Here is a 19,520-nt window from a genome sequence, read left to right on the forward strand (position 1 = left end):
CTTAAGGCCTTATGCCTATACAGCTTTGAGGAACATTGCCGCCGATATTGATGTAATCACAGCACTCATGTATTTGCTGTCTAAGATACTGGTTACCTTTGATGGCCCAGCCAGACCAGTGATCGAAGCAATAAAGCAAATGCCAAAACACTTTCTCTGTGTCGCTCGGTTGTTCGGCCTGCTGCGAACCTGAGATACATTGCCATTCTTCTAACACGTCCCACATGTAAAGTTGAATTTCTTTGTAATCTAATTGGTTATCTAAAAAAGCTTTACCATAGTAAGCGAGTTGTGGTGCTTTGGTTTCGATAAAATCATTTGCTGTCATAAAGAATGTCCTTGGTCATGAATGCACGATGAAACAGCGATTAGATTGATTAAAATTAGAGTATAGACACAAATTTGGGTCATGACAGGGAAATATGACAAAATTAATTTATGTTAAAATTTAAAGCTATCTGCAATTAAATTAAGTGTTTAGGCTTTTTTTTGCGTGAGAGGAACAATAAAAATATTTTGCAGAAATGTAACGTGTGTTTAGAAAATAGACATGGAGCCGATAACGCACTTAATCTGTGTTATTGATTAAGCGCGCCATGGGTGTTTTATCGAGGTAATAACGTGGCTTTTTTCAGTAGCACAGTGTTAACCGGCACATCAGGCCAATTTAATGTGCTGTTATGAGCGGTTTCAACCTTTGAGATAGCTTCAAGTACATCCATCCCTTCGGTGACTTCACCAAATACGGTGTAGCCCCAACGACGTTTTGATGGGTCTAATTTTTTGTTATCGCCCACATTGAAGTAAAATTGTCTTGTTGCTGAGTGTGGGTCGTTATCGCGTGCCATTGCAATGGTGCCCATGGCATTAGATAAGCCATTGCCTGACTCATTAACAATTGGCGCCATCGATGGGCGCTCTTCAAGTTTAGTGGTTAATCCACCACCTTGAACAACAAACTCCGCAATCACCCGATGAAAAATCGTATTGTCATATTCACCCTTAACCACATATGTTAAAAAATTATCTATGGTTAACGGCGCGCGAGTTCGGTCTAATTCAACCACAATTTTACCCATAGATGTGTCGAATTCGACTTGTGGGTAAAGGGTGTCTTTTTGAATATCAACGGCTGCAGAAGTTGATAAACTCATAACAAGTAACAAACTGGAGATGATCCACTTAAACATGCTGGTGTCCTTATAGCGGCATTATATGAATGCCGCAATGCACTAAATTAAATCGATGGGGTGTAGGTTAGCGTTGTATAAACTGATGCAGCTCATCATCATTAAGAATTTCGGTTGTCAGTTTGTCTATCAACTGGTTTATATCTAATTCGAGTGTAGCAAAGTCAGGGCTGAGTGAGCCTTTGAGGTAGCCATTAGCACTGTATGATTTGGTAAATTGTTGCTGAGCATTTTTTGCCAGTACATTAATCACTAGGCGTGTATTAGATTCAAAGCTGAATGTAGTGTCAGTTACGTCTGCTAGTAAATAGTTTAATTGAAATTGAATAGAGTTTCGCGCGGCAGGATCTACTGCATAACCCGCCCTTATCATACCGTTACGAAACACGTTATCGAGTTGTTGGCGCATTGGCTCTGTTGTGCCAATCAACTGAGGTGTTTTATCGTCTTCGGTGATCCGTAAAACATAACTTGCTTCACGGGTGTCGATGGTTTCAATTAACACTGGAAGGTCAGATTCGGTCTGCAACTTAACCTGGCCCAACGTTGGATTTAAGCCAATTTGAGTGGGCTCATAACTGGCGCAAGCCGACAGTAATAAAGATGACAGTACAACCGCAATGAATGATTTCATAAGACAATATTATTTAACAAAAGGTAGTTAAAGGATACCAGAAATTGTTTGGCATTCCAGTGTAATAGCGTTTTGTTGCTGCAAATGCTCTTATGTGGAATACCTTGCTACAGCATTTGTTTCTGTGTTGGCCTAAAAGTTGACTTGTGGTGGTCATTCATTCAGTTTAGTGAGATTAAATTGATGCCTTGATAGGAAATCTAATGCAGCATGTTCATTCGCAATTAGCACCACAAAAACTGATCGCCCAAGATGGCCAACCTGTTTTTGGTGTGTTTGATGGTATTGTTGATGCACTCAATGTAAAACAGTTTGCTTATTACAACGAGATGGACAAGCCAGCATCTAGGTTATCGAAATATGTTGATTTTAAGCAATTTCAATTTGTTAACATTATCACTCCTCGTTACATAGTTGCGCTCGCCATTGCTGATATCCGCTATGTTGCTAATGGTTTTTGTTACCTTTATGACATTAAAGCTAACAAACTCAGCCAGACCCAGTGGCTAACCCCGTTAGGGATTGGGTGTCGGTTAAGCGATTCACCTAAAAAAGGTCGAGCGGCAATAGGTAACAACCGAAAAAACATCGCCATTGAGATTGTCGATGGTCAATGGCATGTTGAAATGAATTTGGCGGATATTCAGGCCAATTTGCAGATACAACCCGCCCCCCTAAGTTTGCCACTATGTGTATGCACTCCAACCGGCTATAACGGCTGGACTTATACCCAAAAACATAATGGCTTAGCTGTGTCTGGGCAGTTAACGATTCACCATGAACCGCAACCATTGCAATATGCGCTTGCCGGTTACGATTTTTCGGCAGGCTTTATGCGTCGCGAAACCAGTTGGCGCTGGGCGTCGATTAATGCGCAAACTGAGGCTGGGGTTATCGGGCTTAACCTTGCTGCGGGGGTTAATGAGACTGGTCAAACTGAAAACGTCATGTGGATAAATGGTGAGCGTCATTTATTGGGTGCTGCACACTTTGATTTTAATCGGTATTCACAGCCAGATATGTGGCATATCACCACTAATGATGGCCAGGTAGATTTGTATTTTAGGCCACTTAATCAGCGCAGTGAAAAACTCAATTTGATTTGGCTAAAAAATAACTTTAGGCAATATATCGGCTATTTTAGCGGGATAATCAGTGATAATAATGGTCATCAATATCGGCTACACAATCAGCTTGGGCTTACTGAAGATCATTTTGCCAAATGGTAATTAGCTTACAATGTAACGTATTCGATATAACTTTATGATAAAAAATAATAAAAAATAACAATAAATGGATTGTGAATATGGATATGGATTTATTAATTGCCCACCCTGAGTGGCTGTTGCTTGTTTTAGCCCCAATCTTTTTTGGCTGTATTTTGTTGGAGTGGTGGTTTGGTGTGCGCGCTAAGCGTTTACCGGCAAATGCTCAATATCGCCTAACTGAAGTGTTATGTAATTTTGCTTTGGCGGCTATGCATCAAGTGGCTGACATTATTGCTGGCTTACTGATTGCAAAGGTGTATTTACACTTTTTTGGTTGGCGTTTGTTTAATATAGAAATGACATTATTAACCTTTGCTATATTAATTATTGCGCAGGACTTTTGTTATTACTGGTTTCATCGTGCCAGTCACCGCATTAGGTGGATGTGGGCAGCCCACGTGGTGCATCACAGTTCAGAAAACATGAATTTCACTACCGCTTTTAGGCAAAGCTTAATGTATCCACTTGCAGGTATGTGGCTATTTTGGCTACCTTTGGTGGTGATAGGCTTTGACCCCAACTGGGTGGTGTTTGCTGTATTGCTCAATTTAGGCCTGCAGTTTTTTGTTCACACCCAGGCGATTAAAACCTTAGGCCCGTTAGAGTGGATTTTTAACACGCCGTCGCACCACCGCGTTCATCATGGGCGTAACCCACAATACATTGATAAAAACTACGCGGGAGTATTAATCATTTGGGACAAAATGTTTGGTACCTTCGAGCCAGAAAATGAAACCGTGCAATATGGTATTACTAAACCCGTAAACAGCTTTAATCCGTTAGTGGTGACCTTTAGCGAATGGCGCGATATGTGGCGTGATGTGAGCCAAAAGTCGTTATCACTAAAGCAGCGTTTGCAGATACTATTTTCTCCACCTACTACACATCAATCTACTCATTCAGATACTTAATCTAGCTAACTTAGTTTCTTTGCTTTAATAGAGTAAATCAGCGGGATTGGGTGGCCTTGGTGTTCAAATTGATAGCCTTTGCCATCCACAAATGTTAACCCTTCGCTGCAATTATATGGGCTGTATTGGTGCTCGTTAAATATTTCAATGGTTAATCCTGCGTTAATGAGTGCGCTAATCACTTCACTTATGGGATGCGGCCATGTGGCGACAGTTTCGATTTGGTTGTTGTGATTTTCAGTGTAGGTGGCTTCATCTTCTACATCTGGTTGTAACTGTGCAAAATATCCATAGCCAGATAACACGTCATTAAAAGGGTGGAATTCGACTAAATGAAACTCACCACCAGGCCTTAAAGCACCAGCAATAGTATCTGCCCAACGGGTTAAGTCGGGTAACCAGGCAAGTACGCCATATGAGGTAAAAACGATGTCATATTGTGCGGTGTTGTCTTGCCCAAACTGGTAGATGTCGCTGTTAATAAAGTGTGCATCGAGTTGTAGTTGGTTTGCCAGTTGCTGAGCGGTGGCGATAGATTCGGCTGATAAGTCTACCCCAGTGACTTTTGCGCCAAGTCTTGCCCAAGATAAACTGTCTTGACCAAAATGACATTGCAGGTGTAACAGGTTTTTACCCTGTACATTGCCAACTTGCTCAAGTTCAATAGGATTTAATGATGACTTGCCAGCTATAAAAGCGTGTAAGTCATAAAATGATGAGTTTAGATGAATTTTAGTACGCTGATCCCATGCGTGTTTATTAATTGCTATGTAGTCCATTTTTGTGTCTTCTTATTGTTTTTTTTCACTATTGACCATCATATTACTGGGTTGCTTGTCAGTATGCTAATTGATGAATGGTATTTATATAAACAAAAAGGCCTGCTAACGTTTGGTTAGCAAGCCTTTTTACCGATAAAGTAGATATTATAACTTAGGTTTTACGGGTTCTATTTTTCCGCCTAACCATAATGATATTAACGCCAATGGTACAAGTGCCGCGCCCAAAATAAAGAATGGAGTGTAGTCACCGCCTTGAGTCATCATAGGCACTAATTGAATGGTGATGATGACACTTAACACCGCCGACGTACCGCTAATGCCAGCTAATGTGCCCACTGTTTTACCCGAGAAATAATCGCTCGGCAAGGTTTGCACATTGCCAATCGCCGTTTGAAAGCCAAATAAAATTACTGCGATTAATCCCATTGCTAGCCAAGGTGTGGCTGCTTGAGATGTCAGCAGCAGTGCTGGCAGCATCACTAAACAGCCGAGTACAATGGCGCTTCGGCGTGCTTTGTTCACCGTCCAGCCACGGCTCATTAAATGACCACTAAACCAGCCACCAAATAACGCACCAATTGCCGCGCCAACATACGGCAGCCATGCAAATGCACCGATTTGCTTAACATCAAAGCCAAATTTTTCGTTTAAATATAAGGGTAACCAGGCAACAAATAACCACCAAATAGGATCAATAAAAAAGCGTGCAGCAATAACACCCCAAGCTTCGCGGTGTTGCAGTAGCTGTCCTGTGGTTGGCACGTATTCTTTTGCTTGTTTCTCTTCGGTTGAGCATTGCTGGCCGGTAAGAATATATTGGCGTTCTGTTTCGGTGATCCAAGGGTGAGAGTCGGGGGCTGATTTATAAATAATCATCCATGGAATTATCCAAATAAGCCCGAGTGCACCAATCACAATAAAGGTGGCCTGCCATCCTAAAAACGCATACAAAAATGCAATTAATGGCGGCGCAATAATAGAGCCAAGCGAAGCGCCAGAGTTAAAAATACCTTGTGCTAACGCGCGTTCTTTAATGGGAAACCACTCGGCGTTGGCTTTGGTGGCACCCGGCCAGTTACCTGCTTCACCAAGACCTAAAATGGCTCTGAAGATGGCAAATGACATAGCCGTAGCTGCAATGGCGTGTAAGGCGATAGATACCGACCAGACAACGATTGATAATAAAAAGCCTAACCGTGTACCTATGGCATCAAAAATTTTACCAAACAGTGATTGACCAATGGCGTAAGAAATCATGAATACGGTAATAATGTTAGCGTAATCGTTTTTATCTAGGCCTAAATCTTCGGCAATGCCAGGCCACATAATGGCAAGGGCTGAGCGGTCGATATAGTTAATCACGGTAGCAATGGCGACTAAACTGACCACCAACCACCGAAGATGATTTAGCTTAAAAGGACTGTTTTTCATACTAAGTCCTCAACAAAGTCTTCACGTGGTGGGCTAAAGGTATCAATTAAAATACCTCCGGTTGGGCACACTGCGCCATGATCTACATGAGGGGGAACAAAGAAGCTGTCGCCAGCATGAAGTATTTGAATCACGCCGTCGACATTGACATGGAATTCACCTTCTACAACATATGACACTTGCGAATGACGATGGGCGTGTACGTAGCCTTCAGCACCTTTATCAAACCAAATTTTAACCGCCATCAATTCATGGTTATATCCAAGCATTTGACGCTTTAATCCGCCGCCAATGTCTTGTATTTCTGTTTTATTGCCAAAGCCAAAATGTTGATTCTGTTTCATCGTCGGAGCTCCTATTTTATTTCGAATTTTTTGATTGGATTGCCTGGGCGCTAGCAAGCGGCCCAATAAGCTGTGCGCGGCCTTTAAATGGATACTGGGCTCCATTAACAGTAATCACGCTTTGGGTTTGCTCTGTTACAACGTTATTTGAATGATTCATCGCGAGTAGATATTGCTGACCATCAGTAAAACGAATGGTTAACGCTGCTAATTCTGCTTGTTGGTAATGATTAAGCTCCGCCACATTGCTGGTGGCCCCAAGGGTATATTCTTTTGACGGGTTGTATTCACCGTGGGGTTCTATCACGTTAATAAAGGTGTGGTTTGTGGCATTAACCCGATGAATAAACGCTTGTTGCTGACGTAAATTCATATTGGGATCGTTTGCCCCTAGCTGTGTAAATAACATTTGCTCATCGTTGTGCTGTGATGAGTTGGCGTTTACTAACGTGCTTAAGGTGTAAAAACGGCCATTGTTATTAAGCCAGGTAATTTTTGCCAATCGATTAAGCATGCTGTGGGTGGTTAAGTTAGCGGTTGCTAACAACCATAGGTGCTGGTAACCATGGTGCTGCCCTAAAGCTTGTAATTGATTGAGCGATGCTTTGCGTTGAAAGTTAGTGTCAATCAATTGTCCTTGGTAATGCACAGGCAAGTCGTATTGGTGTGGCTTGTTTGCCTTGACGTGCATGATATCAATACCAATTACTGCATCACGCTGTTTAATATTAACCAGAGCAAGTGTGCGTTTAAATGCGACATCTTCATAAGCGGTGTCTATTGATGCTGAGGCAATGGTTAAGTTTGGCTGCGACTCATAAAATTTAAGTTGTGGGTGGTGCTTATTGGCCATGTTAAGTTTGCCGTTAAAATGGCTTTGCTCATCAACCACCAAGGTATTATGGGCAATAGTTTGTTTAGCCCACGAGTTGTTTTCTGGGAGGTAGCCTCCACCAAACTTGGCTTCAATATTTAAAAAGCGTGCGGCGCCGTAGTCCGATACAATTTCATTGCCTTTGTCGTAAAATTGCCACGTGAGTTTATCAAAATGGCCATGACCTAAGCCTTGTGCTGTGGCTTTAAATACCAAGGTTTGATCGGTTTTACCACCTTGACGCATCACCACTAAAGCACCGTTATCACCCTGTTGGCCATCGCGGTATAACGACGACACAAACGGGTAAGGTTGTTGTAATTGGTTATCTAACCCTTGAGCGATTTTTAGGCCGTCACCAGTGAGTAAAATATTATTTTGTTGCTGGGCGATATCAAGTAAGCGTGGATCGTGATTAAGACCATAAGCAATGGCAATGCCATGGACTAATTCAATAGTGTCTATGCCTTTGCTATTAATGGCGTCATTTAGCGGGAAAAGCAGTTTGTTGTAACTTAACTCAACCGAGCTTGTGATGGCTTTAAGTAAGATGCCATTTCGATATTCAAATATCTTACGCTGTGGCTCATTCTGCTCAATGGCTTTTGCAAACGTAACAAAAGGCATTAAGGCATAGCGTTGATAATATGGCCCTTCATTGTAATAGCCGTCGGGTGAAAATAGCTCATCTAGCTGGCGCATAAAGCCGCCTTTTTTGGCTAGATTTAGGTCATATAATGCACGTTCAACCCACAATGGTTTGTCTAATACATAACCCGTCATACCCACAGCTGCTGTTGCCCATGTGCCGTGGTTATGGACTTTATTAAATGTTTTTGGCGACTGTTCAGATAAAAATAATGCCACTGGCATTATTGCGCCCATTTCAATGCTGTTACGTTCTGCAGGGGTTAGGGCATCATAAATAAAATCATATGCCTGAATTGTGTGGACTAACCACACTGCCTCGTTAAGCCCTTGCCAAAACAGTTTGCCTTCGTTGCTGCTCTTACGTTTTGGATGCAGCGGCAGTGTTGGGTAAAGCTTGGCGTATTGCAGCAGCATATGTTTAACGTATTGGGCATATTTTTTATCGCCCGTCAGCTGATAAATAATGCCAGTATCGTACATTTGCTGATAATTGCTTTTATGTTTTTCGTGGGTATAACCGCCGCCAGCATCCTGTGGAACAGGCACTTCAATAGCTTGAGTTAACCCTTGGTCCACACGCGCTAATGTGGCGTTAAAAGCCTCTTGAAATGCACCAGGTTGCGCAATGGCTTGTTTCATGTCGGCCACATCTTGCTGGTTGATGACAAGATTAGGGTGCTGTGCAGCCGTGGCCGAAAATGACACGGTATAAGCGATTAAAACCCGTAAAGCGATGCTGCCAATACGGCGAGTTATTGACATTGCTAGTCTGTAAAATGCGCTTGTAAATATATACGATGGTATGGGGTGGCCTGTTGCTAGCTTGATGTTGTTCATAGTGATTGCGCTTTATTATTGTTGATTGTTGCGGTTTGCTTACCCACAGCCACAAGCTCAGTGACAATAGGATGGGCAGTGTTATTGAGTTGATTGTTTGCAATGCGTGTTTGCGGCTCTCCCACGGTATGCTCAACAATAATAGGCGCACTTTGGCTAAATTGATTGTGCTCAATCGTGCTCACCTGAACCCCGTGTAAGTTAAGCACGGCACCAGTGTGATTGTTTTTACCAAGGCTAACGCGAGTAAACTGATTGTTATTAACCAATACATGAGGGCCAAAAGTGCTCTCGTCTGTTCCTCCTCGATATACGGTTGCAATAACACCTTCAATATCAATGAATTGATTGTTGTTTAGGGTGAGGTACTCTGCGTTATAGATCCCTAGGTCATCGGTTTCTTTATTTAGGCGGAATATGTCGCCACTGATATGACGAAATTGACTGTGGCTTACATTAATGGCATCTGCAAATGCACGGTCACCTGAGTCAAAAAAATGAAATGCTTGATTAACATTAAGTTGCTCAACGATGCTGTTTGTCATGTCAAAACGATAATTAGTTAACATGCCCCATTTACGAGTTCTTACGACGCTATTGCCCGCAGAATCTGGGCTGCTTAAGCCATTTATCACTAAACCATCTAGTTGCAAGTTGCCGTTGTTTTGAATTTCAAATAGGGTTGGGCGTTCAAAGCGAATGATGGCTTTGTGCGGGTTAGCGGCTTTAAAGGTTAATGTTTTATTGATGTTGAGTATGTGGGTGACGTTATATTTTCCATCACTGAGTAATATGATGTCGCCTGATTTTGCATGTTTAACCGCATTGACTAAGTCATCGTCGGTCGCCGTTACATTAATCGTGTTGCCAGACTGGAAGGCTATTGTGGGTTCTGATTTAGGGTACCAAGGTGCGCCAGTATTTTGCTTTAATATTGGCTTGAGTGATGTGTTCGCCCCGTATTTAGCGAGTTTTTCATTGTTAGGGTATAACAGCCCATTTGCGGCTCGTACCATGGTGATTGTTTGTGAGCTTATCCCCTTAGCCAGCGCGTCGTTGAGTGCTTTAGTGTCAAAGTTACTTGCATTTTGGATAAACTCAAGACCACTGATGTCGTCATTTATGGTAAATGGTGAGGTTGAGCCTATGAATAAGTTTTGGCTTAATGTGCTGTTGAGTGGTATTGCTGTGCGCTCGTTATCACTGCCAGCGGCCAGTTCGATATGCTCAAGGTTGATAAAGCTATTATGGCTGACCTTAGCGTTAACTACTTGATGGTAGCGATTGATAGCTGAATTAGGTACGCCATTCATGATGGTAAAGCCACTGCCGAAGCGGTTACCGGTTAGCCCTTCTAGATAGTTGTTGGTGATAGTTTGATCGCGGTTAATGACGCGGATCCCACCGGTATGTTCTACGCCATTTCCTAAAAATACATTGCTGTCGATAATATTTCCGTTGCCGTGCCTTAGGGTTAATGTGCCGCGTGAACTATAAAAGACGTTATTTTGAATACGGTTTTTGCCTGATTTTACCGAGATAATTTCAACTTCACCGTCGCAGCGATCGAAATAGTTATTTTCGATAACGGTAAATGAATCGGTGAGTGAATATGGGCTGGTGCCAATTCGGATTGTTTCACCGCCGTTAGAGCCTAAAATCGGTCGAGGACCAAAGTAGTTGTGGTCAATTTTATGATGGTTTTGTTGACTTTTTTTGCCTTCTAGACGAACGGCTACTGTGACACCAGCATTACGTTTACCAACAAAATGGTTGTGATCAAGGCGGTTATGTTGCCCGTATAGGCTGACCCAGTTGTCGGCTTCTTGTCGGTCTGGGTTGTTATAATTATCGATTACCACTTCAGTGACTCGAGAGTGGTTAGCTAGATCATGATTACTTTTTCTAAAGGCGATGACTTCATTACTTGGTGTAAAGCCATCTTTAAACACTAAACCTGATACTTGTAAATATTCGCCTGCCAATTTTAGATCAGATTGCCCTGACAGGATAACACGGCCTTTGGTTTGTGCAGTTAATGTGATTGGTTGTTTAGCTGTGCCTTTAGCTGAAAATACTATTTCAAAGTCTTGCCAGGTGCCATCTTGTAAAATGATGCTATCGCCTGGTTGCAGTTGTTTTAATACTTGTTGATATTGTGCTTGTGATGCAACTAAGTGCTCTTGTGCATTCACCTGAGCCGTTAAAGGAATCAACAGCGATAACAGAAATATTTTTGTGACTAACCCATATGAAAATGGTGTGTGGGAGTTGAATGGGCTCATGTTGTCTCTCTAGTAGAACCTAATTAATTTTCCACCAATACATCTGTATAAATTGGTAGACCAGATATCCTTTGATATAAATAAATGCGTTTTGGCGCTTGAGTATCACAGTCTTTCATTGGGGTTGCGTGTCTGTGTCAAAGGATATTAATGAATAGCTCAAGGATTAAAGATGATGATATGAGGCACACAACATGATTACATGAGGTTGTTTTTTCGCTTCTATTTTGTTTGTAGTATCATTTATTTTGTTAAATTTCACTTTAATCACCCCAGATCTGTGCATTCTTTCTGTTAGCGGAACACTCCGCTTTTAAGGCATATTGAGTATTACTCTGCGCCTGCATAGAAACTAACCAACTATTAACATCGTGTCAACCAAATTGACTTACCAATTTGTTTGTTTTTATAGTTATTTGTTATTACCAATGCTATTAATGGTATGACAGTGTGCTATTGTTTTTATAATGTGAGTGGCATGTCATGTTATTTAGTTGTTTGCTGCCACGGTTTTAACCGATAATATGTCAGTATTAAACCACTTAATTGGTTTTACTTTTCGAAGGAAGGTATATGAAAAACCGTCGTTTATTTTGGCGAATCGTCGATACGATAGAGGCTGCCATTGCTTGTGGCGAGTATCCCGTAGGCAGTCGTTTACCCCCAGAGCGTGAGCTCGCAGAGAAGTTTGAAGTTAGCAGGCCGACTATCCGTGAAGCGATCATTGCGTTAGAAGTGCGTGAAAAAGTGGAAGTCAAAACAGGCTCTGGTGTTTACGTGGTGAACAACCAAAAACAAAGCGTTAACGCAAGTAGCGTGAATGCTTTTGAGTTAACACAAGCTCGAGCTCTTGTTGAAGGTGAAATCGCTGCACTCGCGGCTAAAACCATTACAACAGAAGAGCTTGAAAGGCTTCACGGCACACTTGTCATGATGAAAGACATGGAAAATGTCGAAGAAGCCGACGAGCTGTTCCATCAAATCATTGCGCACTCTACCCGCAATGGTGCACTGATTAATTTATTTGAAAACATGTGGGCGTTGCGATCTTCGAGCAATGAAATTATCGAAGATTACAATATTGTGTGTAGCACCGACAATAATAAGACTTTAGCTGAGCATACAGCCATTTACGAAGCTTTATCTGCTCATGATGCAGCAGAGGCACGCTTAGCAATGCATAAACATTTTAATCGGTTAATTAACGTATTATTTGACAAGCTTGAGCAGCAAGCCTTAGAAGAAGTACGCCGTAAAAACAGTGCTAATCGCGATCTGTATTCAATTGAAAATTTAGTTAAAATTAAAGGCTAAGGTTTTTATCACTATAAACGCACTGTCGCTATCGTCAGTGCGTTTTTTTATGTCAACAAATAAAAAAAAAGACCCCAAAGAAAACTAAGGGGCCGACTAATGGTATGAGACTGAGGAGCTCAACCTAAATAAGCGACATCCATGTCGAGTGTTGTCATACAGTTATGTTCGTAAGCTAAGCCAATCTGTGTTTAAGATTGCTGGGAGTTGCCATGCAGTTAAGTCGTAAACACCTTTAGCGGGTAAAATGATTTTAGGCTTTGGTTATTTATTGTGTCAACCAATTATTTTTTTTTGGTAAGTCCAATTTAGATTGGTTAAGGTGGCGCAGTGTTTATTTGGGGCTTAGGTTAATTGTCGTTAAGCCCATCTTAGATAGCTTGGTATATACCTAATAGTCTGGTTGAATGGGTATATACCATGCTTGGAATGGGTTATTTCTTGGCTTGTAAAATGACAAACTTACCGTTAGAGGCGATGGTCGTGCAGTTATTAAAAATACGCTTAATTTTAACGTGATAGGCCAGGTGTCTATTACCTACAACATGCAAAATGCCGCCAGTTTTTAAACGTTTGTAAGCATCAACAAACATTTGCCACGCAATATGATCGGTAATCGCTTCGCCTTGATGAAAAGGGGGATTACAGAGCACAAGATCTGGGCTAATGTGCGCAGGAAGGTGAGTTAAACAATCGTCCCAATAAAACACCCCTTGTGGTAAATCATCATCACTGTCTAACTTATTGTGTTGCCAGTTGTGCTGCGCCGATGCAATGGCCATATCTGAGTCATCGACAAAGTGAATACTTGCATTGGGGTAACATTGTTTTGCATGCAACCCTAAAATGCCATTACCACAGCCTAAATCAATCACCTGCTTAAAGTCGCCTTTAGGCATGTTGTCGAGCATGATCCTCGCACCAATATCGAGTTTGTTGGCTGCAAACACATTGGCAAGGTTGGTGATTGTCAGCCCTAACTCATCTACTTTCCAACTCACGGGGTTTGCTAACTCTCGTGGCTTGCCGTCACTGACACAAGTGATTACTCGTGTTTTCTTCCAGGTTAAACTGGCGCTTGCGGTACCTAAGTTTTTTTCGATGATACTGAGTAACGCTGCATTAATGGATTTTGCTTTAGCACCAATTAGCACTTGGGTTCCCGCGGGCAAAACAGCTGACAAACGTGCCAGTTGTTGAGCAAAATAATGCAAGTTTTTAGGCAGTTTCATTAATACCAATTGTGTGTGCTTTGGTAGGATTTCACGGCTATTGATAATGTGTAAAGACGCTGGGGTTAATTGATTGTGTTGCAGGTTGTATTGGCAACCAAGCAAACTGGTTTTTGCATCGGTTTCCAGTGTAATAGGCCACTGAGGCTCAATAGATACCAAGGCGCAAGACAAGGCGCCAAAACTGTCGTTGAGGATTGCCGTGGGAATTGCACTCTGTTGGACATCGACTAAATGTTTAATTAGGTGTTCATCGGCTGCGTCCCATGCTTGTAAATTTGAAGCTTGCTGAGTAGGGTAGCGAAAAAGCTCAAGTTCAATGCCTGCGCAAGCAAATTGAGTAGTCATGGGTTTATTACCTAAATAAAAGAATGTTGATGAATGCAAGATGCCGTTTATCGGTCGAGTTTTAATGACAAAAGCTCTGAACATTATCTCAGATATCGTTTAATAGCGCGAGGTTGATTGAGTATAAGATTGCTATTGGCCAAAGGGTTGAGTAAATTGTAAATACATAAAACATATCAAGGGATAGTGATGAAAGGTGCTGGTGGAACGTCAGGTGGTATTGGGCAGTTTTTTATTGGTTTAGCCATGATGTGTGGCGGATTTTATATGTTACTGAATGCCATTAAGGTCACTAGTTCTTTTGGACTTGGCAGTCATTTATATCAATTTGGTGGCTTTGGGTTAACCAGTGGAATGGTGATGATCCCCTTTATTTTTGGTGTGGGGATGATGTTTTACAATGCTAAAAACCCATTTGGTTGGCTACTCACTTTTGGTGCACTTATTGCGCTGATTTTTGGGGTGATAAGTTCGATTAATTTTCGTTTTACTTACATGAGTGCCTTTGATTTAATTGTTATTTTAGTGCTCAGCATTGGTGGGCTTGGTTTGTTTTTACGCTCATTAAAAGCCATTGATAATCGTTACCCAGATGCTTAAGCAATGTGCAATTAGCTGCCGCTTGTTTTTACATCAATGCTTGTACATCAATGCTTGTACATCGATAGCGGGCGTGCAGTGACTAATATTGGTGGGCTTGGTTTGTTTTTACGCTCATTAAAAGCCATTGATAATCGTTACCCAGATGCTTAAGCAATGTGCAATTAGCTGCCGCTTGTTGTTACATCAATGCTTGTACATCAATGCTTGTACATCGAGAGCGGGGCGTGCAGTGACTAATATTGGTGGGCTTGGTTTGTTTTTACGCTCATTAAAAGCCATTGATAATCGTTACCCAGATGCTTAAGCAATGTGCAATTAGCTGCCGCTTGTTTTTACATCAATGCTTGTACACCGAGAGCGGGCGTGCAGTGCTAATATTGGAGGGCTTGGTTTGTTTTACGCTCATTAAAAGCCATTGATAATCGTTACCCAGATGCTTAAGCAATGTGCAATTAGCAGCCGCTTGTTTGTACATCGATAACTGGCCGTGCAGTGGATGATGTGGCTTGCCTGTAACGTAAATAACATTGTGCAACGCCTGCATCTTCTGCTATCACGCCATGCCAGTAAATCCAGGCGCCATCGAATACACTTGCGCGTTTTTGCCAATCACCATCCGGTAGGTCCATGAGTAAATCTATGCCTGCGGCGGTGCCGTTTGGGTAACCATAGGCAAGCACAATATCGACACCATCAATATTGAGCGTGGTGCTTTCAAGCCTTTCCACTCCAGCGATAGCGGCTTTTGAGTAGGTTAGTGTGGCAGCAGATTGCATTGCGCTTTCCATACCGATCATTGTTGAAACTATCGCGTCATTGCGCAAATTAATAAAGCGACTGCTTGCGGCGATGGCAAGTATTGCCAACACCACGATTACCACAACCAGTTCGATAATACTGAACCCTGCAGACGCTTTAGACATAGCATTACGTAAGTTTTTCATAGGTAATTTTTGTTATTTATTAGTCCACTAAGTTGTTAAATCAAAGATCATTGATCTACTTAAGCGGATGTCTGGATAAGAGATGAGTTTATGATGTTAAATTCAAAATCAAAACCTTAATCTTGGCCAACTTTCAAGCTTGTCATTTGTTTTCTAATCAAGGCGAATTGACGCGCCAATAGCAAGCCTCATCTTATTGTATACAAGTAACGCAGTTAGAAAGACAAAGGGTTGTTTAAGAGGTGTTTGTTATCCAGAGCTCAGGTTACTTACTGCACGTTTGTTGTTATTATCGATTTATCTTAGATTTATTTGTTGGTTAATACTGTGATGAACTCTACGACTGCAACAGTCTCATCTAAAAGTGCTTCTCTACCCTACCGCGTTTTACCTTGGATAATACAGTTTTTATCACCTTATAAAATGAAAGTGATTGCTGCGATTATTTTTTTGTTTATTGGCTCGTTAGCGTGGTTGTCGCTCGGACAAGGCGTAAAACTAATGGTTGATGAGGGCTTTGTTGCCGACAATGCAGCAAGACTCAATGAAATTATGCTTATTATTTTTGGTATTACCGTAATCAGCGGCACTGCGGTGTTTTGTCGATTTTATTTAATGACCTGGCTTGGGGAGCGAGTGAGTGCGGATATTCGTTTGCAGGTTTATGAGCACTTATTATCGTTATCGCCAGGCTTTTTTGCCACGCAGCGAACAGGTGAAGTTATCTCTCGGTTTACTGCCGACAGTACGCTTATCCAAAGTGTTGTTGGGTCAAGTTTGTCAATGGCATTGAGATCGAGTGTAACCGTTTTGGGCGGTATCGTTATGATGGGGTTTACCAGTGTAAAACTGACAGCATTAGTGCTATTGGCTGTACCTTTGGTGTTGGGGCCTGTGAGTTTTTTTGGTCGTAAAGTAAGGCTCCTATCACGTAAAAGCCAGGATAGAGTGGGGGATTTAGGGGCTTATATTGATGAAACTTTGCATGAAATTCATACCGTGCAGGCTTATACCCATGAGCAAAAAGATCGCCAATTATTTGCCGATCGTGTCGAAGCTGTAATGGCGGTGGCTAAAAGCCGAATTACATATCGAGCTTTATTGATTTCGTCTGTGATGTTGTTAAGTATCGGCGCAATTACATTTGTGACTTGGGTTGGTGCTAAAGATGTGATGAATGGCAATATCACAGGTGGGGAGCTATCTGCATTTATGTTTTATGCCGTTATGGTTGCTGGGGCGGTGGCGACCATCAGTGAAGTTTTTAGTGAAATCCAACGTGCATCTGGAGCTGCTGAGCGCTTAATGGAGTTAGTGACTACCCCTGTTGATATCCCTCAGCAATCAGTACCTAATCAACTAGCCTTACCGGTAAAAGGCGCGCTTCATTTTGACAATGTGGTGTTTGCTTATCCATCCGACAATGCGCAAGACGTTATTCGGCAGCTGACGTTAACGATAAAACCGGGTGAGCGAGTCGCACTTGTTGGCCCTAGTGGTGCGGGTAAAAGTACCTTGTTTGAGTTAATGATGCGGTTTTATCAACCTAAAGAAGGCCGAATACTGTTAGATGATGTTGATATTTCGACTTTATCATTAACTGATTTACGCCAGCAGTACGCTTTGGTGCCACAAGAGTCGGTGATTTTTGCAATGGATGTGTTTGATAACGTGCGTTATGGGCGTTTGGACGCTACCGACGATGAAGTTATACAGGCTTGTATTGCGGCAAAAGCCGATGAGTTTATTCGTGAATTTACCGATGGATACGCTACCTATTTAGGTGAGCGGGGGGTGAGATTATCGGGTGGCCAAAAACAACGTATTGCTATCGCTAGAGCTATTTTAGCCGACAGGCCAATACTGTTGCTAGATGAGGCAACTAGTGCGCTCGATGCCGTCAGTGAGGTTAAAGTAAAGCAAGCTCTTGATTCACTAATGGCGAATCGTACTACAGTGATTATTGCTCATCGACTTGCAACCGTTATCAATGCCGATCGGATTTTTGTTATGGATAAAGGGCTGTTGGTGGCGAGTGGCACTCACAGCGAGTTAATGGAAAGTAATGAGTTGTATCGGGAGTTTGCAAGTTTACAGCTTTTAATGGATATCGATGCTGTGTAGCGGGGATGTTTGGCAACAAAAAAGATGCCGAGGCATCTTTTTTGTTATCACGACTTTTTTGTTATTTGCGCAGCTCTCTACGTAATATCTTCCCTACGGTACTTTTGGGGAGTTGCTCAGTAAACTCAATAATCCTTGGAACCTTGTAAGCGGTGAGTTGGCTGCGGCAATAATCATTGATGACTTTTTTAGTTGCCTCTATGTCTGTTGAAGGAGATTTTAACACGATAACGGCTTTTACGGCTTCGCCGGTTCGTTCATCTTCAACGCCTACCACCGCACATTCGAGCACTAACTCATGTGTTGATAGTACGTCTTCCACTTCGTTAGGATACACATTAAAACCTGACACAATAATCATGTCTTTTTTGCGATCGACAATGGTGTGATAACCATCTTCGCTTGCGATCCCGATATCACCCGTTTTAAAGAAGCCGTCTTTTGTCATCACTTTGGCAGTTTCTTCAGGTTTGTTCCAGTAGCCTTGCATGACTTGTGGACCACGAACCGCCAGTTCGCCAGCTTGGCCAATTGCCACTTCGTTATCGTCCATATCAAGTACCTTAACTTCTGTACCTAAAACCGGTTTTCCTATCGTACCAAGTCGTTGATGCCCAGGTGAGTTTAAACTAACGACGGGGGATGTTTCTGATAAACCATATCCTTCTGAAATCATGCATCCTGTAGTTTGTTGCCACAGGTTGGCTGCAGCGCTGGTTAAAGCCGTGCCGCCTGAAATGGTAATGGTCATTTTACTGAAATCTAGTGCTTTAAATTCTGGTTGATGGCACAAGCCGACAAACAAGGTATTTAAACCAGCGAAACCAGTAAAAGGGTAGCGTTTCATGGTGTTAATTAATCCTGCTATGTCGCGTGGATTAGGAATTAACACTGAGCAGCTTCCTGACTCAAAATACAGCACTAAGTTAACCATAAACGCATAGATATGATAAATCGGTAATGGGGCAACAAATATGTCGTGGCCTTGATTCATTGTGCTTGCAATGCGTGATTTAACTTGGGCTGAATTGGCTAAAAGGTTGCCATGATTGAGCATGGCTCCTTTCGATAACCCCGTTGTACCGCCGGTATATTGAAGGGCTATCAAGTCATCGTGAGTTGGTTTAACGGCCAGGTAGGGATGTTTTGCACCCTCGATTAACACATCTAAAAATGTCACTTTGGCAAACGGTGTATCTGGCTGCGGTTGTGGCTGGATAAGATCCATCGCATGAGTTGAAATTACCAGTTCAACGGGGGTGTTATTAACGACATTTGTGAGTGTAGGTAGTAGATCAGACAGTACCACTAAGGCTTTTGCGCCTGAGTCGTTAAATTGATGAGTTAATTCTCGTTCGGTATACATAGGGTTTGTGTTCACTAACACCATACCTGCGCGAACAATACCATAAGCGGCAATGACAAACTGTGTAATATTAGGTAGTTGCAATGCAATTCTGTCACCTGGTTGCAACTGGGTGCAATGCTGGAGATAAGCGGCAAAATGACGAGAGTCTTGTTCAATTTCACTGAACCTGGTGTCTTTTCCTAGGCATGAATATGCAATGTTATCAGCAAACTTGTGACAAGCTTTCTCGATGAGTTCGACGATGGATGAATACTGCTGTAAATCAAGTGTTGAATCTGCATCATAGGCCATGCTTATCCCCTCTGGTTTTGGGTTGTTATTGTGATTAAATCAAACGTACGTTTAGTTCTTTTAGCTAACCTACACGGGTCATGCCTAA

At 42.1% G+C, this 19,520-nt stretch carries 17 protein-coding genes; 6 read left to right on the forward strand and 11 right to left on the reverse strand.

Translation table 11 applies throughout. The annotated features are described in order from the left end of the window. Window position 1: 1 nt before the first annotated feature. The 3 genes from IEW93_RS11275 to IEW93_RS11285 all read right to left on the reverse strand — a co-directional run bounded on the left by IEW93_RS11275 (window position 2) and on the right by IEW93_RS11285 (window position 1,824). Complete coding sequence (locus IEW93_RS11275) at window positions 2-328, reverse strand: hypothetical protein (protein WP_188739423.1); 327 nt, start codon at window positions 326-328, stop codon at window positions 2-4. Window positions 329-605: 277 nt separating this feature from the next. Further along, window positions 606-1,190: a peptidylprolyl isomerase gene (locus IEW93_RS11280; protein ID WP_188739424.1), complete on the reverse strand. Its 585-nt coding sequence runs from the start codon at window positions 1,188-1,190 to the stop codon at window positions 606-608. A gap of 67 nt (window positions 1,191-1,257) precedes the next feature. Continuing rightward, entirely contained in the window at window positions 1,258-1,824 is a 567-nt protein-coding gene (locus IEW93_RS11285) for a YajG family lipoprotein (protein ID WP_188739425.1), read from the reverse strand. A 203-nt stretch (window positions 1,825-2,027) separates the two neighbouring features. On the opposite strand from IEW93_RS11285, the gene IEW93_RS11290 reads away from it, so the two are divergent. Then, entirely contained in the window at window positions 2,028-3,053 is a 1,026-nt protein-coding gene (locus IEW93_RS11290) for a DUF2804 domain-containing protein (protein WP_188739426.1), read from the forward strand. A 77-nt stretch (window positions 3,054-3,130) separates the two neighbouring features. After that, complete coding sequence (locus tag IEW93_RS11295; protein ID WP_188739427.1) at window positions 3,131-4,003, forward strand: sterol desaturase family protein; 873 nt, start codon at window positions 3,131-3,133, stop codon at window positions 4,001-4,003. A 5-nt stretch (window positions 4,004-4,008) separates the two neighbouring features. Here IEW93_RS11295 and IEW93_RS11300 read toward each other — a convergent pair whose 3' ends face one another. The 5 genes from IEW93_RS11300 to IEW93_RS11320 all read right to left on the reverse strand — a co-directional run bounded on the left by IEW93_RS11300 (window position 4,009) and on the right by IEW93_RS11320 (window position 11,207). Further along, the gene (locus IEW93_RS11300; RefSeq protein WP_188739428.1) at window positions 4,009-4,782 is read right to left on the reverse strand and encodes a class I SAM-dependent methyltransferase; all 774 of its coding nucleotides are present in this window, start codon (window positions 4,780-4,782) and stop codon (window positions 4,009-4,011) included. 147 nt (window positions 4,783-4,929) lie between these two features. Continuing rightward, window positions 4,930-6,216 (reverse strand): MFS transporter, encoded by a 1,287-nt coding sequence (locus IEW93_RS11305; protein WP_188739429.1) that lies wholly within the window; start codon window positions 6,214-6,216, stop codon window positions 4,930-4,932. Next, entirely contained in the window at window positions 6,213-6,560 is a 348-nt protein-coding gene (locus IEW93_RS11310) for a cupin domain-containing protein (protein ID WP_188739430.1), read from the reverse strand. Before IEW93_RS11310 ends, IEW93_RS11305 begins: the two co-directional genes overlap by 4 nt. A gap of 16 nt (window positions 6,561-6,576) precedes the next feature. Then, the gene (locus IEW93_RS11315) at window positions 6,577-8,847 is read right to left on the reverse strand and encodes a heparinase II/III domain-containing protein (RefSeq protein ID WP_188739431.1); all 2,271 of its coding nucleotides are present in this window, start codon (window positions 8,845-8,847) and stop codon (window positions 6,577-6,579) included. Between the two features lie 71 nt (window positions 8,848-8,918). Beyond that, window positions 8,919-11,207, reverse strand: coding sequence for a polysaccharide lyase 6 family protein (locus tag IEW93_RS11320; RefSeq protein WP_188739432.1), 2,289 nt, complete (start codon window positions 11,205-11,207; stop codon window positions 8,919-8,921). Between the two features lie 573 nt (window positions 11,208-11,780). Here IEW93_RS11320 and IEW93_RS11325 point away from each other — a divergent pair. Further along, window positions 11,781-12,521, forward strand: a complete 741-nt coding sequence (locus tag IEW93_RS11325) for a FadR/GntR family transcriptional regulator (RefSeq protein ID WP_188739433.1) — start codon at window positions 11,781-11,783, stop codon at window positions 12,519-12,521. Window positions 12,522-12,955: 434 nt separating this feature from the next. Here the strand turns inward: IEW93_RS11325 and IEW93_RS11330 are convergent, their stop codons facing one another. Then, window positions 12,956-14,101 (reverse strand): methyltransferase, encoded by a 1,146-nt coding sequence (locus tag IEW93_RS11330; RefSeq protein WP_188739434.1) that lies wholly within the window; start codon window positions 14,099-14,101, stop codon window positions 12,956-12,958. Between the two features lie 189 nt (window positions 14,102-14,290). Between IEW93_RS11330 and IEW93_RS11335 the strand changes: the two genes are divergently transcribed. Both IEW93_RS11335 and IEW93_RS11340 read left to right on the forward strand, forming a co-directional pair. After that, window positions 14,291-14,701, forward strand: a complete 411-nt coding sequence (locus IEW93_RS11335; RefSeq protein WP_188739435.1) for a hypothetical protein — start codon at window positions 14,291-14,293, stop codon at window positions 14,699-14,701. A 145-nt stretch (window positions 14,702-14,846) separates the two neighbouring features. Then, the gene (locus tag IEW93_RS11340) at window positions 14,847-15,008 is read left to right on the forward strand and encodes a hypothetical protein (protein WP_188739436.1); all 162 of its coding nucleotides are present in this window, start codon (window positions 14,847-14,849) and stop codon (window positions 15,006-15,008) included. Window positions 15,009-15,156: 148 nt separating this feature from the next. On the opposite strand, the gene IEW93_RS11345 is transcribed toward IEW93_RS11340, so the two are convergent. Beyond that, window positions 15,157-15,648 carry a prepilin-type N-terminal cleavage/methylation domain-containing protein gene (locus IEW93_RS11345; RefSeq protein WP_188739437.1) on the reverse strand — a complete coding sequence of 164 codons (492 nt, stop codon included), beginning with the start codon at window positions 15,646-15,648 and terminating at the stop codon, window positions 15,157-15,159. Window positions 15,649-15,978: 330 nt separating this feature from the next. Between IEW93_RS11345 and IEW93_RS11350 the strand changes: the two genes are divergently transcribed. After that, a complete protein-coding gene (locus IEW93_RS11350; protein ID WP_188739492.1) occupies window positions 15,979-17,772 on the forward strand; it encodes an ABC transporter transmembrane domain-containing protein in 1,794 nt (597 codons plus the stop codon). Between the two features lie 61 nt (window positions 17,773-17,833). On the opposite strand, the gene IEW93_RS11355 is transcribed toward IEW93_RS11350, so the two are convergent. Next, window positions 17,834-19,432, reverse strand: coding sequence for an AMP-binding protein (locus IEW93_RS11355; RefSeq protein ID WP_188739438.1), 1,599 nt, complete (start codon window positions 19,430-19,432; stop codon window positions 17,834-17,836). Window positions 19,433-19,520 lie beyond the last annotated feature (88 nt).

Source organism: Shewanella inventionis (genome assembly GCF_014641855.1).
GTDB classification, from domain to species: Bacteria; Pseudomonadota; Gammaproteobacteria; order Enterobacterales; family Shewanellaceae; genus Shewanella; species Shewanella inventionis.